This is a genomic window from Planktothricoides raciborskii GIHE-MW2 (assembly GCF_040564635.1).
In the GTDB taxonomy this organism is placed as follows: domain Bacteria; phylum Cyanobacteriota; class Cyanobacteriia; order Cyanobacteriales; family Laspinemataceae; genus Planktothricoides; species Planktothricoides raciborskii.
In genome coordinates this window covers 4,964,123-4,982,535 of the sequence record NZ_CP159837.1, presented here as the reverse complement: position 1 = coordinate 4,982,535, position 18,413 = coordinate 4,964,123, and the positions used below count along the sequence as shown (strand labels likewise).

General features: G+C 41.8%; 7 protein-coding genes. 4 read left to right on the top strand and 3 right to left on the bottom strand.

All coding sequences use genetic code 11. The annotated features are described in order from the left end of the window. Positions 1-395: 395 nt before the first annotated feature. The gene (locus tag ABWT76_RS21315) at positions 396-2,348 is read right to left on the bottom strand and encodes an HlyD family efflux transporter periplasmic adaptor subunit (protein ID WP_054466801.1); all 1,953 of its coding nucleotides are present in this window, start codon (positions 2,346-2,348) and stop codon (positions 396-398) included. Between the two features lie 303 nt (positions 2,349-2,651). Between ABWT76_RS21315 and ABWT76_RS21310 the strand changes: the two genes are divergently transcribed. Beyond that, positions 2,652-3,269: a TetR/AcrR family transcriptional regulator gene (locus tag ABWT76_RS21310; RefSeq protein ID WP_054466803.1), complete on the top strand. Its 618-nt coding sequence runs from the start codon at positions 2,652-2,654 to the stop codon at positions 3,267-3,269. A 283-nt stretch (positions 3,270-3,552) separates the two neighbouring features. On the opposite strand, the gene ABWT76_RS21305 is transcribed toward ABWT76_RS21310, so the two are convergent. Continuing rightward, on the bottom strand, positions 3,553-4,956 hold the full coding sequence (locus ABWT76_RS21305; protein ID WP_054466804.1) for a cytochrome ubiquinol oxidase subunit I: 1,404 nt from the start codon (positions 4,954-4,956) through the stop codon (positions 3,553-3,555). Between the two features lie 353 nt (positions 4,957-5,309). Between ABWT76_RS21305 and ABWT76_RS21300 the strand changes: the two genes are divergently transcribed. Next, on the top strand, positions 5,310-8,561 hold the full coding sequence (locus ABWT76_RS21300; RefSeq protein ID WP_354634918.1) for a type ISP restriction/modification enzyme: 3,252 nt from the start codon (positions 5,310-5,312) through the stop codon (positions 8,559-8,561). A gap of 153 nt (positions 8,562-8,714) precedes the next feature. Here the strand turns inward: ABWT76_RS21300 and ABWT76_RS21295 are convergent, their stop codons facing one another. After that, positions 8,715-14,222 carry an AAA family ATPase gene (locus ABWT76_RS21295; RefSeq protein ID WP_354634917.1) on the bottom strand — a complete coding sequence of 1,836 codons (5,508 nt, stop codon included), beginning with the start codon at positions 14,220-14,222 and terminating at the stop codon, positions 8,715-8,717. A gap of 256 nt (positions 14,223-14,478) precedes the next feature. On the opposite strand from ABWT76_RS21295, the gene ABWT76_RS21290 reads away from it, so the two are divergent. After that, entirely contained in the window at positions 14,479-16,311 is a 1,833-nt protein-coding gene (locus ABWT76_RS21290; RefSeq protein WP_054466806.1) for a serine/threonine-protein kinase, read from the top strand. An 89-nt stretch (positions 16,312-16,400) separates the two neighbouring features. Next, entirely contained in the window at positions 16,401-18,350 is a 1,950-nt protein-coding gene (locus ABWT76_RS21285) for a bifunctional serine/threonine protein kinase/MFS transporter (RefSeq protein WP_354634916.1), read from the top strand. The last annotated feature ends 63 nt before the right edge of the window (positions 18,351-18,413 follow it).

Genomic DNA, 18,413 nt, shown 5'->3' with positions numbered 1-18,413 from the left:
ATTTTCTGCCCGGTTTACCCATTGTAGGGGCAAAGCATTCGCGCCCAAATTTCTCGGTAAAATCGTCAATTTTTATCCGCGAATGCTTCGCCCAAATATTTGCCGATTGATTCCGAAATTTTCTGCCCGGTTTACCCATTGTAGGGGCAAAGCATTCGCGCCCAAATTTCTCGGTAAAATCGTCAATTTTTATCCGCGAATGCTTCGCCCAAATATTTGCCGATTGATTCCGAAATTTTATTTATGGGTTACAGGGCGAAGCATTCGGGTAGATAAATTGTCGGTTTTTCCCGGATATTTTTAGCCCGAATGCTTCGCCCCTACCCAAACAACAAACAACCAACAACAAACAACCAACAACCAACAACAACCAACAACCAACAACCAACAACCAACTAATCAACCACATCCACTGGGGCATTATTGACCAGGAGGTTTTTGCCGTCGGTGACAAGACGATCGCCCGGTTTTATTCCCTCCAGAATTTCTTGTTGAGAAATGCCTTTAATACCAATAGTAACTGGGCGCTGTTCGACAAATTGTTTGCCGTCTTTTTCTTGGACAACAAAGACGAATGGTTTTTGATCCCGGTAAACGATGACATTTGCAGGAATCACGGTGGTATTTGCCGCTTCTTTTACGGCAATCCAGGCGGAAACACGGGCGCCGTTGCGGAGGCGAGATTGCATCCGCAACGCTCCGCGATCGCGTTTTTCTGGGTTAATACGGTTAATTCTGACTTTAACATTCACCGCCCGACCCCCAGGAGTCACCGAAGGACTAACAGAAAACACCTCGCCTTCAGCACTGGCAACACTAATCAGAGTTTCGTTATTCAAAGAATCGCGATATGCGCTATTTAAGTCCTCATCCAAGACCACAAAAGCGGTTTGACCGGGGCTGACCTGGGTGCCGTCAAAAGCGGGCAGTTCGATTTGGACTTCAAACTCGTTGGGGTCAATCAAAATAATTGGCACCGTTTCCACCACATTTTGCGCCGTCTGGCTGCTTAACTGTTGCGGCGACCAATAATCCCCTTCCCGAATATTCAAAAAAGCCACCATGCCGTCAAAGGGCGCTCTAATTTCCGTATCTTCTAAGGTGACATTAGCGCGATTTGACTGCGCCCGGGCTGATTCAATTCCCGCGCTGGTGGCATCAACTTGGGCAGCAGCGGCGGCAATACTGCCCTGCACGGCTTCCACCTGGCTTTCCGCTGCCCGCACCTGGCTTTCCGCTGCCCGCACTTGGCTTTCCGCTGCGGCGATATCTTGTTCGGTGGCTTGAATGTTACTCTCCGCTGCGGTTACTTCCTCTTCAGCGGCTTGAATGCGGCTTTGGGTGGCATTGACCGCAGATTTAGCGTTGTCGAGTTTGTTTTGGTAAACGTCGCGATCGCTGGCGGAAATCACCCCTTCATCATAAAGTTCTTGTCGTCGCCGCAGTTCCACCTCTGCTAAGTCGCGATCGGCCATTCTCGCTTCCAGATTAGCTTTCGCTTCCCGAACATTGGCGATGCTGGCTTGTTTTCTGGCCTCTGCTTGAGCCAAACCCGCCCGAACTTGCCCTAATTTTGCCTTTGCTTGAGCCACATTCGCTTGTAGTTGTTCCACCGTGGCTTGGGCTTGGCCTAAATTAGCCTTCGTTTGAGCTAAATTTGCCATCGCCACGCTTTGTTGTTCTTGGGCTTGCCAGATAGCAGCATTGGACTGAACCAAATCCGCTTGGAGTTTGCGATCGTCGATTTGGGCCAAGAGTTCGCCCTCATAAACATAATCTCCCTCCCGCAAATCCCGGCCATCGACCTTTTTAATATAAGTAATCGTTCCTGGCACTTCAAAGCGCAAATGTTTGCCCCGGACAGCAGACACAGACCCATCACTATGCACCCATTCCTGAATCGCCCCTGACTTAGCTTGCACCACCCGCACAGGTAGGGGCGATCCGTTGCCGTTGCTTGCCCCTGCGGGAATGGTGACTGGGGTGGGTTCTGGGACTGCCACTGGGTCGGAAATGCGCCGAGACGCAAACACGCCAATACCCAGGGCGATCGCTAATAATGGCAAAGCCCAGAGCATTATTTTGAATACAGAAAACTTTTTAGCCGCTGGTTTTTCTGATACTTCAAAGGGGCGATCGTCAACAGTAAAAGTCTCTTCTATATTGACTGGATCGTCGGTTAAATCTGTAGGAAATTCGCTACTTTTTGTAATCAATTCAGTGGGATAAGTCGCAATTTTACCCGAACCATTTCTCTCATGGCGGGCTTCATCCACCATCAGATAATTATGGATATTTTTGCTGGAACCATTCGATGATAATTTTGGGGGTGATTTGTGGTTGTTCATAGTTTTGATGATTGTTCACTTTAGTCTATTGATAATTGATAATTGATAATTGATAATTAATAATTAATAATTGTTTTGCCTGCTCGATTGGCGGCCCCTCCGCTCCTCTGCTCCTCTGCCGACGGCGGGTCCCTCTGCCCCCCCGCTCCTCTGCTCCTCTGCCGACGGCGGGCTCCCTGTTGCCTCGTTGCCAAAAATGACCGAACCGTTCAGTCATTTTTTTAATCATAAGCGAAAAACTGGGTACTGTCAAGATTTCCCGAACCGTTTAGTATAGGAAATGACAAGAGTCAGAGAAAAAACATGGAAAGTTTACAATCACTCGATTTAACCAGCCCCAAGGCTTGTCAAATTCTGGAAGGGGCAAGAAGCGCCTTCTTGGAACTCGGCTATGAGGGCACAAGCGTCGAAGAAATTGCTCGCCGCGCCCAAGTCTCTAAAGGCACAATCTATAATTATTTCCCAGATAAGCAGACGTTGTTTATCGCCGTGGTACATGGGGAATGCCAAAAGCAAACCCAACGGATTTTTAAGGTAGATCAAGATACGGAAGACATAGAAACTTTATTGCGTGATATTGCCCTTCATTTTGTGGAATTACTCCTGTCTCCTTTTGCCCAAAATATATTTAGAATTGCGATCGCGGAAACCCCGCGATTTCCTGAACTCGGTCGGGCATTTTATAATTCTGGTTCAGAGGTGGGCAGAAAGCGTTTAATGGATGTGATGGCAGGGGCAATGGCCAAGGGAGAATTGGCGATCGCGGATTTAGAATTAGCCGCTGACCAATTTATTGAACTCTGTAAAGCCGACCTCTTTTATAAACAATTGCTGGGCATCAAAACCAATCCGACAACAGCGGAAATTCAGCGAGTTGCGGACGGGGCGGTAACAACTTTTCTTAAAGCCTTTGGCAAATAAAAATCCATATATCACCAAGCAAGCGCTGTAATGGCGAATTTGGGTTTACACCGTTGTCAAAATTACCAAAATTACGGCTATTTTCGATTAAATTGAATAAATTACAGATATTGGTCGTTTTTAACGCAGCAGATTGTAGGGGCGATAGCCGTCTCGCTTTCAGATAATTTATGAGTTAGAAACGTAAATTTTTTACGGAAAAGCTTCGCCCCTACAAAACCCTACAAATATTTGTGGTTTTCTAATCAGAAAAAGGCTGCTAAAAACCAGTCTTTACTTTTATTTAAGTGGTTTTAAGACTGGTTTCTGCTGTTTCTGCTTCTCCGGGAACTGGTAGGTCTAAATTTGGGCCTTTGCGAATAATTCGGCTACCAAAAAATAAGGCGCAAACAAACAAAATCGAATAGACCACCGCAAAGAGAGTTAAAGAGGTTAAAACATTCGTTGGGGGCAAATTGCTGGCCGCATCTACGGTACGGATTTGCTCGTAAAGTGTCCAAGGTTGGCGTCCCACACAGCGAACAATCCAGCCAGATTCTACGGCAATATATCCTAAAGGTGCGGCAAAAATCCAGGTTGCCATTAACCAACGTTGTTGACCAATTTTATCTTCAGCTAATTGACCGCGTATCCACTGCACTACAGTCCAAAACATTAACCCGACTAAGAAAAAACCGATCGCCACCATAATCCGAAAAGAATAATAGATTAATCCCACCATGTGCGGGCGATCTTCCGGCGGCCATTCTTTCAAACCCCTTACAGGTTCTGAGAGGGTTGGTTTCAGTTCCAAAATATAGCCCAAAGCGTTAGGAATGGCGATTTCCCAATCATTTTTTTCAGCGGTTTCATTGGGGAGAGAAATCATACTCCAAGGGGCAGCATTGCCAGCGGGAATTGTTTCCCATTGGGCTTCCATTGCGGCGAGTTTTGCCGGTTGATGTTGATAGACTTGTTCGGCACTTAAATGGCCAATATAAATTTGCAATGGGGCAACAGCGATCGCGGCAGCTAAAACAATTTTGAAAGACTTACTGAAAAACCCTTGATGGCGACCTTTGAGAATATACCAAGCGCTAATTCCGCCAATCACAAATAACGAAGTCTCCAAGGTGGCAAAAAACATATGGAGGACGCTATTCAGCATAAAAGGATTAAAAATTGCTTGAAAATAATCGCTAACCACAAATTTGCCATTCACCAGTTCGCCACCAGCGGGAGTTTGTAGCCAAGAATTCGCCGCAATAATCCAAAATGTTGAGAGATTAGCGCCAAAAGCTACCATAATTGTAGCAAAATAATGAATCGCTGGATTGACTTTTTCCCAGCCAAATAGCATAATGCCTAGAAAGCCCGCTTCTAGCATAAATGCCATAGAAGCTTCAAAGCCCAAAACACTGCCAAAAAAGTCCCCAACTGCTTCAGAAAACGGCGCCCAATTCGTGCCAAATTGAAATTCCATCGGGACTCCAGAAGCTACCCCAATGCCAAAGTTGAGCACATATAGTTTTGCCCAAAAACGGGCATGATGATAGTAGTCAGGATTCCGAGTTTTTAACCAGAGTCCTTCGACAATTACCAAATAAATGGCCATACCTGTAGTCAATACAGGCCATAGCATATGAAAGATAGCCGTGAGTGCAAATTGCATCCGCGAAAGCACTACGGTGTCTGAGAGAAAGTCCATAATTGCCTTGATGATTTAGATCAACATTTATGGATTATACTACATATATAAGGAAATGGGAAATTAACAGAAAATTTGTCTGACCGAATTTGTGGGCAATGGGGTTTAGGTTCGCCATTTTCTGCCCAAAGCTTTGGGTAAAGGGAAAGGGGACAGGCTATAAATAATAATAGATAATATATAGATATACTAGAGATATATTTTGTTAGCCATGTAATTTTATGGGATATTTTTTATAGGCTTTGAATTTATTTTTTTGATTTAAATAAATTTAATATTTTTTTAATGATTTAATAAATCGCAAATTGCTAGAATTATTATAGCATTCACGACTAAATACGCGATCGCCCACCATGCAGACATTCACAAACTACATCAAAGCCATTGAAACTTCACTTCAGTCAGGAAACGCCACTGAACATACTTATCGCCCTGGGTTGAAAACTTTACTGGAGTCTTTTAATTCGGGGATTATAGCGGTTAATGAACCGAAGCGGATTAAATGCGGTGCCCCGGATTTTGTCATTACCGCTGGACAAATTACCCAAGGACATATCGAAGCCAAAGATATTGGGGTGTCGTTGACTAAAGAAGCGAAAAGTCAGCAACTTAAGCGCTATTTTAACGCCTTACCTAACCTAATTTTAACCGACTATTTAGAATTTCGCTGGTATGTGAACGGAGAATTGAGGTTAACGGCAAAAATTGCTGAAGTTGGCAAAAAAAATCAACTGCAACCCAACCCAGCAGAAATCAATAAATTGGCGCAACTTTTGACCCAATTTTTGCAAATCACTACGCCTCAAGTTAGCAGTCCCAAAGAGTTAGCCAAACGGATGGCTAGTTTAGCCCAACTAATTCGCGATGCGATTAATACCGCATTGGCAGAAACAGAGAAAGGGGGAATGTTGCGGGATCAATTAGAGTCTTTTCAGAAAGTTTTGATTAAAGATTTAACTTCGAGTCAGTTTGCGGATATGTACGCGCAGACCATTTGTTATGGGCTATTTGCCGCACGGTGTAATATTGATAATCCGGCAACTTTTTCGCGAGAGACTGCCGCGTTTCAGCTACCGAAAACTAATCCTTTTCTGCGGAGTATTTTTGGCCAAATTGCCGGACCAGATTTAGATGACAGAATTGTTTGGGCGGTGGATGATTTGGCGACGATTTTGCGATTAACGGATATGGCGGAAATTCTGAAAAATTTTGGTCAGCGAACTCGGCAAGAAGACCCGGTGGTGCATTTTTATGAGACGTTTCTGGCAGAATACGACCCAACAATGCGGGAGTCACGCGGGGTTTATTATACTCCTGAACCTGTGGTGTCTTATATTATTCGTAGTGTTGACTATGTTCTGAAACAAAAGTTTGGCATTAGTCGGGGATTAGCAGATGCGCGGAAAATTAAAGTATCTAATGCTAATGGAGAAAATCCTACAGAAATCCATCAAGTATTAATTCTGGATCCGGCAGTGGGAACGGGGACATTTTTACATGGGGCGATCGACCATATTTATGAGAGTTTTAAACAGCAAAAGGGGATGTGGTCGAGTTATGTGAGTCAGCATTTATTACCTCGGTTATTTGGGTTTGAGTTGTTGATGGCACCCTATACGGTTGCTCACATGAAATTGGGGTTGCAGTTGCAGGATTTGGGTTATGATTTTAGTTCTGATGAACGGTTAAGAATTTATCTGACCAATACTCTGCAAGAAGCGTTTCAATTATCAGACCAGGTAATTAATTTTGGTTCCCGCATCAAAGAGGAAGCTGAAGCGGCGAAAGAAGTTAAACAAGAGCATCCCGTGATGGTGATTATCGGTAATCCTCCTTATTCGGGACATTCGGTGAATAAGGGAGAATGGATTAAACAGCTTTTGAGAGGAAAAGATATTACCTCTAATACACCGACCGAGAATTATTTTGAAGTTGATGGCGAACCTTTAAAAGAACACAATCCAAAATTTTTGAATGATGATTATGTGAAATTTATTCGGTTTAGTCAATGGCGGATTGAGCAAACTGGTTATGGAGTGTTAGCATTCATTACCAATCATAGTTATTTAGATAATCCTACATTTAAAGGAATGCGTCAAAGTTTGATGCAAACCTTTGATGAGATTTATCTGTTAGACCTACATGGAAATAGTAAGAAGAAAGAAGTTTGTCCCGATCGCACCCCCGACCAGAATGTGTTTGATATTCAGCAAGGGGTGGCAATTGGTATTTTTATTAAATCTGCCAATAACCCCCAAAAATTGGCAACGGTTTATCATGCTGATTTATGGGGAAAGCGAGAAATTTATCGAGAAATAGAGGAAGGGAAAGAACCGATCGGGGGAAAATACCACTGGTTAGCGGAAAATGATATTAGTTCCACAGCATGGAAAACAATAAAACCCAAATCACCCTTTTATCTCTTTAAAGTGCAAAATGCTGAATTATTACCAGAATATGAAACCGGATGGAAAATAAATGAAGTGATGTCAATTCACTCTAATGGATTTAAAACTCATCGCGATAATTTTGCTATTGAATTTGATGCAAAAGTGATTTATCAAAGATTTCTGGAAATGCGTGATTATAATCTTAATGATAGAGAGTATGCAGAAAAATACCAAATTAAAGATACTAATAGTTGGAAATTAAATACGGCACGCACAAGCATTCGTAATGATGAGGATTGGGACTCAAAAATCATATCTTGTTTATATCGACCATTTGATACTCGTTATTGCTACTTTAGTACAGTAGCAATGGATAGACCTAGACGAGAGTTGCTCGATCATGTCGCAGGAAAAGACAATTTATGTTTATTACTGATTCGGCAAATGCAAGATGCTACCCCATACTCTCATGTGTTAGCTTGTACATCTCCTGCAATTGATCGGGCTTTTGCTTGTTCAAGAGGTGCATCTACTTCTTTCCCTCTCTATTTATATCCGACAAATCAAACCACCCTTTTCGACCTAGAAACCTCTAATGCACCAGGGCGACGCTATCCTAACTTGGCAGAGAACTTTACCCAAGACTTCGCAACTCGCTTAGGATTAGCATTTATCCCTGATGGTAAAGGAGACAAGCTAAAAACTTTTGGGCCTGAAGATATTTTTCACTATATTTATGGGGTGTTTCACTCTCCAACTTACCGCGAACGTTACGCCGAATTCCTGAAAATAGACTTTCCTCGCGTTCCATTAACTTCCCAAATTGGTCTATTTCAAGGACTATGTGAAAAAGGCGATCGCTTAGTCAATTTGCATTTAATGAAAGCAACGGGTTCTTTACGGGTGACATATCCCGAACCGGGAGATAATCAAGTAGAAAAAGTCTTTTATACTGACCCGAAAAACAATCAGCCCGGACGAGTTTACCTTAACAAAACTCAATACTTTGAGGGAATACCCCCAGCAGTTTGGCATTTCTATATCGGTGGCTACCAAGTTTGTCAGAAATGGCTAAAAGACCGCCAAGGCAAAATCTTAGATTATGACGATTTAACCCATTATCAAAATATCGTCGCGGCTTTGGCAGAAACCATAACTTTGATGCAAGAAATTGATGCGCTAATTAACGAATATGGCGGTTTTCCGATTAATTAATAATATAGTCATTTCAATTTAACGTGCTTGATACAAAACATTAGGGGCGCTTGGACGTAGCCAGGGGCGCAAGCATTGCCACGAAAAAGCCCCTAAGATCGCCCCTGATGCTTTCTCTCAAGTATTATTGAAATAGCTATATCAGGGGAAAAATTAATCGGCTTGAATGGGTAATATAATCGTAAATTCAGCCCCATTTCCAGGGGAGGAATGACAAATTAGTTGCCCGTGGTGTTTTTCTACGATAATTTGGTGGCTAATTGATAAACCTAATCCTTTGCCGCTGCCCACAGGTTTGGTAGTAAAAAATGGTTCAAAAATTTTCTCACATAAGGCTTGTGAGATGCCCGGGCCATTATCCCGAATTTTGATGGAAATCGAGTCTCGATCTATTTGTTCAGTGGCGACCAAAATTGTTGGCATGGTTACTGTCTGGTTTTCGGAGTTAATCTTCTGGTTATTGGTTGGAGATGCGGCTAAACTTAAAGCATAGATAGAATTGTCTAGAATATTGAAAAATACTTGATTTAAGTCTCCAGCGTAACACTGGACTAAAGGCAGTTTGCCATATTGCTTAATTAAGTTAATATTATTTAATCGATGCTGTAAAATCATCAAGGTGCTGTCTAGACCTGTGTGAATGTCAATCCGTTTTATTTCCGCTTCGTCTAACCGAGAAAATGTGCGTAGCCCCAGGACTACATCACGAATGCGATCGCTCCCGTTTTTCATAGAAGACAAAATTTTGGTCAAGTCTTCACTTAAATATTCCAGGTCAATATCTTCGATTTTTGCTTCAATTTCCGGTGGAACTTTGGGGAACTTGGTTTGATAAAGGTCTAAAAGTTCTAACAAGTCTTGGATGTAATCATTGGCTGGGTCTAAATTAGCGGCAATGAAATTAATGGGATTATTAATTTCGTGAGCAATTCCGGCCACCATTTGACCGAGAGAAGACATTTTTTCTGTCTGAATGAGTTGAGCTTCAGTTTTTTGCAGTTGCTTCAAAGTGGCTTGTAACTCCTGGGTTCTCTGCTCGACTTTTTGTTCTAAGTTATTGTTATAATCTTCTAACTGCTGATTGGCATTGGCTAAATTGCTATAGAGGCGAGCATTTTCTAAGGAAATCGCGGCTTGAGATGATAACAATTGTAAAACTTCTAGGCGATCGCTGGTAAAAGCCCCGGTGGTTAGGTTGTTTTCTAAGTAAAGTAAACCGATCGCCTGTCCTCTGGCACTAATCGGAATACATAATACAGACTTGGGTTGGTGCTTGAGAATATAGGTATCATGGGCAAGTATTTCTTCATCAATGGCATTATTGACCACCAAACTTTGCTGCGTTCTTTGCACATAATTTAAGGCTGACATTGGTACAGTGTCACTCATTTCTTTTGGGCAAGATTGCAATACCCTGATGCGATCGCCATCCACTTCCCCCATAACGGCGATCGTCAAGTTATTGTTGTCATTGAGCATGAGAACCCCTTTTTGAGCGCCACTATTTTGTAAAAGAATTGTCATCAATTTTTCCAGCAAATTACTCAGGACAATTTCACTGGATATCGCCTGGGCTGCTTTCATCACCGTGGGTAAATCTAGCAGATTTAAACCTGTAGGCGCTGTGGTTCTGGTGCGAGTTATTTCAGTGCTTTGACTGGGGGAAATAGCAATTTGTCCCAGTATTTCTGGATATTGAGTTTCCAGTTGTTTAACTTTGGCGATCGCACCCCAGCGAAGATAACCTTGATGGGCTTCGGTTATATAAAAACGTCCCATATTTTCTCGACCACGAGACAGATGAAATTCCCCGGCTAGTTCATTGGCGAGGGCTTCTTCTTGGATATAACCTTGCTGACGGGCTCCAGCGATCGCCTTTTCATAATGAGCGATCGCCTGAGTATCTCTCCCCCGGAATTTAGCCCTTTCTGCCTCCACTAAATCATACTTATGCTGAAAATTTTCCGGGCAATGTGCAGCCCACAATTTCATTTGTTTTTGATTGGCTGATATTATTTTCAAATAGCGTTTTTTGCTCGGTACATCAATCCGCTTTAAATTAGCCAACAGTGCCAAAGAATAGTAAAAATTGTGAGCATAGTATTGAAATGATCCTACACCACCTTTTTTATATTTATCGGTTAATTCGCCAAAATTTGCCGCTGGTTCACAAAATTTAAATAAATAAGCCAGTATGGTTTTATAATGATTAATCATAAACAATAAAGTAATGTTATTTGTTTCCTCAAATAACTGAACAATTTCGGCTTCTTTATGGCTTGATTCTCCTAAACACAACGGTGATTTTGAAGCATGAATTAAATTAAACACCATTTGATAAGATAACTGGCTAAACCAAACATGAAACTCTAGCTTATATTTTTTAATTAATTCTAAGTAATGCTTTTGTTGGATGATTAATAAATTGAGCGGATTGCCGCTAAAAAACATATGATTTGTGTGTTGGGCAATGCAATAAAAGCCATATTCTAAATCTCCGTCATTCATGCCAATTTCCCAGGCTTTAAACAACGGTGCTATAGTTTCTTTAAGATGAACATGAACGGGAAGTATCAAGACATAAATAATGTCCATCACTTTACAGCGAATTTTCGACTCAGAATCCTGGTATTGCTCCATCAGAGCGAGGGATAACCGAGCAAATTCATAAGCTTTTTCAAGTTGCCCGTAAAATCCCGACAAAATCATGGCATAATTGACATAAACATAAGTCGCTAATGGTGAATTACCGTTAACAACACAAAGCTTAACCATTGTCAAAATCGCTAACTCTAAGAGCAAAGAATTCACATGAAAAGCTGCTCCTATAGCACTTTGGAGAATTCTTATGGCTGCTAGATGATAAGGATCGGTCATTTCTGGCAAGTTGATTAAATCAGCAGTTGCCGGAAGTCTACTGGATAATTCTTCTTTCAGCGACCGAATCTCTTTTAAAATCTGTGATTTACTATTGGGAAATTGAATTTTTAATTGAGCCAAAATATCCTCAGCAGTTTCTAGGGCTTTTTGTGCCTGAGACTGATTAACATAGAACTGCATTTTTACTTCATAAATGGGAATAATATCTAAAATTGACTTAGCTTGCGCGATCGCTACTGCCGCTAAAAAATTTCCTCGCTCTGGATTCGCACTTAAGTATTCGATTTCCCCCGCTTGCACGTAGAGATTTAAAGTTAAATCGTAATAGCGATCCCAGCTATCTGCTTCTAATAAATTTAAGCCAATATTTAAATAGTTCAAAGCCGCTTTATATGCCGTGGCTGACTTAGCCTTTTTAGCCGCCATGAGATTTAAAGCAGCTAACTCGTATTTTTCTGATGAATTTTCTATTAAGTCAATGGCCAAATTTAGTTGATTGACTAAAAGAAAAATCTGATTTTTTTGCGTGTCAGGAGGTAAATTTTCCAGCAGCAAACGACCGATTTTTAAATGAGTGAGTTGTTTTTCCGATTCAGGAATCAGAGAATAAGCGGCTTGCTGTACTCGGTCATGTAAAAATTTGTAATCAATGTTTAAGCTATTTTGGCGATCGCCCAGGATTGTTTGTCGATAATTTTCTGCCCACTGGTGTTCTGGAATTAACGGACTATCACTGTCTAAAAGCATGGGAATTTTATATGCATCACTCAAAGGCAGGACTAGCCCCAACTCCAGCGCATTCCAAAGCTTTAAAGCGGTTTCAGTGGTTGATTGCTCATTGACAATTGCCAAAGTATCTAAATTAAACTGGTTGCCAATACAAGCCGCAAACTTTAAAACTTTTTGGGTATCTTCGGGCAGTTTACTTAAGTTACGGGCAATCAGTTGGACGACATTATAATCGGTAATGCCAATCCCTTGAATTTTCGCAATATCCCACTGCCATTTGGCTAAGGTTAAGTCATAATTTAATAATTTTTCTGTCGCGAGAGTTTTCAATATTTGAGTTAAAAAGAAAGGATTTCCCTGGGTTTTATTCTCAATCAGTAATGCCAACTGACAAATATGGTGATTTTCTGGATCGGCCTTGAGGGTATCCGCAATCAATTCGCGAATATGCTGATGAGATAAGGGTTTTAATTCAATATTATGAATGAATGTTCCAGAAGCCTTGATGGTTTCCAAGGTTTGCATAGTTAAATGCGTGGGACTGACTTCATTTTCTCGATAAGCCCCAATCACAAATAGATATTGATGGTCTGGGTCAGTCATCAAAAATTCGAGTAATTTTAAAGTAGCGGGGTCTGCCCATTGTAAATCATCTAAAAAAATCACCAAAGGGTGTTCGGCTTGACAAAATACATTAATAAATTCTCGAAAAACCCGATGAAATCGATTTTGCGCTTCATAAATACCCAATTGAGGGACGGGAGGTTGTTCCCCTAAAATGAGTTCGAGTTCGGGAATGACATCAATAATGACTTGAGCATTTTGCTTGAGACTACCTAAGATTTTTTGTTGCCAATTCTTCAGATTTTGCGAAGGTTCCGTTAACAGTTGTCGAATTAATTGTTGAAAAGCTTGAATAATTGCTGCATAAGGAATGTTGCTCTCGTATTGATCGAATTTACCGGCGATAAAATAGCCTCTGGTTTTGACGATGGGTTTATGAATTTCATAAACTACTGAGGTTTTACCGACCCCAGAATACCCACTCACAAGCATTATTTCGCTGGTCCCTTTGCTGACTCGTTCAAATGCATCTAATAGAGTCTGAACTTCTGCTTCTCTTCCGTATAGTTTTTGCGGGATGAGGAGGACGCTGGCTCGATCGCGCATTCCTGGGGGGAACGAATTAATCATCCCGGTAGTTTGTAACTCAGATAAACAAGTTTCTAAATCCGCTTGCAGTCCCGCTGCGGTTTGATATCTATCTTCTGCGGTTTTACTTAAAAGTTTCAGTATAATCGCCGCAATAGTGGCATCAAGTTCGGGTCGATGTTGCTGTGGAGAAATCGCTTCAACGGCTAAATGGCAGTGAACCATTTCCATCGGATCCGTGGTGTTAAAAGGCAATTTACCTGTGAATAGTTGATAAAATGTCACCCCCAAAGAATAGAAATCCGTGCGATAATCTAAAAAACGATTCATTCTGCCCGTTTGTTCTGGGGACATATACGCCAGAGTGCCTTCTAATAAATTGCCATTAGTCAAGTCAGTGTTTTCTCGATCTAGGCGTGAGGCTATACTAAAGTCTGTGAGTTTGACTTCTTTATTGTCCGGGTTAATAATAATGTTAGACGGGTTAATATCTTTATGAATAATCCGGGCTTGATGTAGCTGTCCGACAATTTTAACCAGGGCGATCGCAATTTCTAACCCTTGCTGAATTGTCACCGATTGATTAGCGATCCATTCTTGCAAGGATTGTCCGCCAAAATCCTCTAAAATTAACGCATAACTATTTTGGTAGCGTTTCAGTTCATAGGCTTGAACAATTCCGGGAATATTCACGGAATGCATCAAGGTATATTCTTGTTTGAGTCGGGTAATTTCTTCTAAAGTGGGATTGCTAGAGGCTAATGTTTTAATAATCACCGGGATTTGACTGCTTTGTTCACTGCTTTGTTGACTGATTTGTTGAATTCCTCGATAAATGAGATTTTTTTCGTTGGCGCTAATGGCCTCGGTAATCTGATATCCACTTAAAGAAATCATCATCGTCAACTCCTGTGAATTGGGGCTAATATTGAGGCTAAGAATTTGTCATCAGGGTAATTTTAGGTTAAATTATGAAATCCAACCACTTTCAGGCAGTTACTAAGTTATAATACCTTGTATCCTTAAACCATGTTCCATTAGTAAAAAATCTTAATAATTGATCCAATCAACAATCAACAATCAAAGAATCCCTACCCAACAATCAAAGAATCCCTACCCAACAATCAACAATCAACAATCAACCAACAATAAAATTATGGCAGAATTTCCTGATTTTAGCAAATACGGCTATCAAATAAAGCGCGAATTGGGTCGGAATGTGGCCGGAGGGCGGATTACCTATTTGGCCAACCAGATTTTAACCCAGAATTTATCAACTATTCAAGACAATTCAGAAAACTGGGTAGTGATTAAGCAATTTCAGTTTGCCACAACGAGCGCCAATTGGTCAGATTTTAAAGCCCATGAGCGAGAAATTAAAGTTTTGCAAAGCCTCGATCATCCAGGAATTCCTAAATATTTGGATTCTTTCGAGACGCCCACGGGTTTTTGTATGGTGCAGGAATATAAAGAAGCAAATTCTCTGGGGATATTACGCAGTTTTGAGCCAGAACAGATTAAACAAATTGCCCTAGACTTGTTAGTAATTTTAGTTTATTTACAAAGTTTAAACCCGTTGGTGATTCATCGGGATATCAAACCAGAAAATATTTTAGTGGCGGAAGATGCGGCAGGTTCATTAAAGGTTTATCTGGTTGATTTTGGCTTTGCTCAAATGGGCGGAGGCGAAGTGGCGATGAGTAGTATGGTGAAAGGTACTCTGGGCTTTATGGCACCGGAACAGTTGTTTAATCGCACCTTAACTCCCGCATCGGATCTTTATGGTTTGGGGGCGTCTTTAATTTGTTTGCTGACGGCAACTAAATCGATGGAAGTGGGTAAGTTATTGGATGAAAACTATCATTTTGAATTTAGAGAATTGCTGCCTAAATTGAGTCGGCGTTGGATTTCTTGGCTGGAAAAAATGGTCGAGCCAGATCCGAAAAATCGCTATGGAAATGCGGCGGAAGCTTTGGCGGCATTGCAACCAATTTATGTTAACCGAACCCCAGAGGTTAAGCTGAGTCCGTCTCCCATTGAGTTAGCCGCGTCCAAGGTTGGGGAAATGTTGCGGGTGCAGGTGCTAATAAAAAATTATGTGCCAGAAACCTTGCTGACGGGATGCTGGGAGGTGGCACCGCATCCGAACGATCCCCCCCAGCCCCCCTTATTAAAGGGGGAGAATGATCCCCCCCAGCCCCCCTTAAAAAAGGGGGAGAATGATCTCCCCCAGCCCCCTTTATTAAGTCATTCTTGGATTAGTTTTAGTCCGTCAAAATTTGCAGATAATCGCGTGGTTTGTGAGATTTTGATTAATACGCGCAAGCTGAGAACGGGTCAGGTTTACGATCGCCAATTGTTGTTACATACGAATGGGGTGCCGGAAACTCAGACGGTCAGCTTGACGGTGCAGACGGCGCCAGTGCCGATCGCGGTGCGAAAATTGCCTCGTCGGTTTTTGGGATTACTGTTTTTGGTGGCTGCCGGTGGTTCTGTGGTGGCTTTGGAGTCCATGATGACTTTGGTGACGGTGGCGATCGCGGGTTTTGTGACTTGGGCGGGTCTTTCGCGGATTTTGGGCAGTCGAAACCATTGGCTGAAAGTGCTTGTAGCTTTTTTGACTACAATGGTGGTGGCGGGAATTGCCGGATTTGGGATTGGGGTTGCACTTGGGGCGACTGCGACCGGGTTGTGGACAACGGCGATCGCTGCTGCGGTGACGGTGGCAACAGCGGCAACCTTGCTGGCAACTGCCACGGGAGTGCGAAAAAATTTCGGTACTGGGTGGGCGATCGCCCTTTGTTTGCTCACAGCAATTTGCGGCATTACTTTCGGTCTGGGTTTAAAATTACAATTACTAGCCTCTCCCTGGCTGTTAGCACTTGCCACCACTGCCCCGGTGCTCGCTTTAATTCTAATTTTGCCCGCGAGCGATCGGCGACGCCTTGCCAAATATCGGCAATCGGAGCAACATTTAATTGAATCTTAGTTATTTGTTATTTCTTATTTATTATGCATTTATTATGCAAATCTGCAAATAACAAATAAAGAATAACCCAAATATACAAGCTATTCATAATGAACTTCCCTGATTTTTCCCAAAAAGGCTACCACATTATCGAAGAACTAGGCCATAATCATGCCGGTGGTCGAGTCACCTATTTAGCATCAACTTTAGCATCAACTGATACTGAAGAAAAAGTCGTCATCAAAGAATTTCAATTTGCTAAAAATGCTGTAAATTCTTGGGCTGACTATGACGCTTACCAAAGAGAAATAGAAGTATTGCAGGGATTAAATCATCCGGGTATTCCTCGGTATTTAGACTCTTTTGAAACCGCCCAAGGTTTTTGTTTAGTGCAAGAATATAAGAATGCCCAACCTTTATCGCTTGAGAATGCTTGGGTAGCCAAAGATATTAAAAAAATTGCGATCGCGATCTTAGAAATATTAGCCTATTTGCAAAATAGAATACCTCCGGTATTTCATCGGGATATCAAGCCAGAAAATATCCTAGTAGATGGGGAACTAAATGTTTATTTAGTCGATTTTGGGTTTGCCCATATTGGTCAGGGAGAAGTGGCCATGAGTAGCATGGTTAAGGGCACCTTGGGCTTTATGCCACCGGAACAGTTATTTAACCAAGAATTGACCCTGGGGTCAGACCTTTATGGAGTCGGGGCAACCCTGATTTGTTTGTTAACTAAGACCAAATCTGTGGATATTGGCAATTTAATTGATGCTTACTATCGGATTAATTTTAAATCTAAAATTAAATCTAAAATTCGGCGGATTAATCCAGATTTAATTAACTGGCTAGAAAAAATGGTGGAGCCGAAACCGAAAGAGCGTTTTCCTGATGCTAATACTGCCTTAGAAGCCCTGAAGCCCCTAGAAGTGCGGCCAACGCCAAAAGTTAATTGTAGTGTTCAAATTGTTGAAGTCACCGCTCGTGAATTTTCAGAGCAATTGAACTCTCAGATCGTGATTCAGAATCCGATTCGGGGGACGATGCTCACGGGTCGATTACAAATCGCGCCCCATCCTAACGACCCAAAAGTAAAGCCCCCCGGTCATGCTTGGATTCACATCAGTCCTCGTCATTTTAAACAGAATCAAGTTGAGTGTAATCTTACCATATCTACGAAAAAATTACAAGCAGATTCAACTTATGAACGAGAAATTTTATTAATCACTAATGCTAGTAATGAACCATACCGAATTCCCCTGAGAGTGAATACGGCGTCATTGCCCAAACAAAGTCAGCTACCCTACGGCCATATCGCCACATTATTTGGCTTGAGTTTTCTTTTCTGTGGGCGAAGTTTCTTGGATCTGTTCGGGGCTATGATATTTTATGGAATTTTTCGTACTTCTGGCTTTTTATTGGTATTAATTATGATGGTATGGCTGACCCTGGAACAAAGATTAAGTCAAGAAAGACAGGGGAGAAAAATTGGTGCATTGACCGGATTAGTAATGGCCGCCGCGATCGCCTTGGTGACAGGTAATCTTGCTTTGAATAACCTTAATCAAGGTATGGTAATGATGGTATTGGCAGGTTATTTGGGTGCTAATTCCGGGGCAATTACAGAAATAGTTAGTTGGCGGTTTAACCAAACTCCAGCCCCGAAAATCGCCAAGGTATTAGCTGGGGCGATCGCCGGTACAATGGCGGCACTTACTGTGTTTTTCTCTGACATAAAACATGACACATATTACATTCCAGTAGATATCGGAATTCCACTCTGGTTAATTCTGGGAATGTTGGTGAGCGCGTTTGCGGGGATAGTGGTGTGTGATTTGCTCCTAGACGACTTTACTCCTCCCTGGTCTGTGATTTTTTCTTTGTTAACTATTGGTCTGGGAATAACACTGGGTATGGTCTTCCTCTGGGGCTGGTGGTCGATGTTATTTTCGGCAATCATTATCGCCGTTTGTTTGGGTAAAATGATTTCTCCCACCACTAAGCGATCGCGCTTAATTAGAACCTATCAAAAAAATATATTGCAGTTGATTAAACCCTAGGGTAAAACCTGATATAATCAATAGTCATTCAAATCTGCCGTCCATAAGTTTATTTCAAATAAA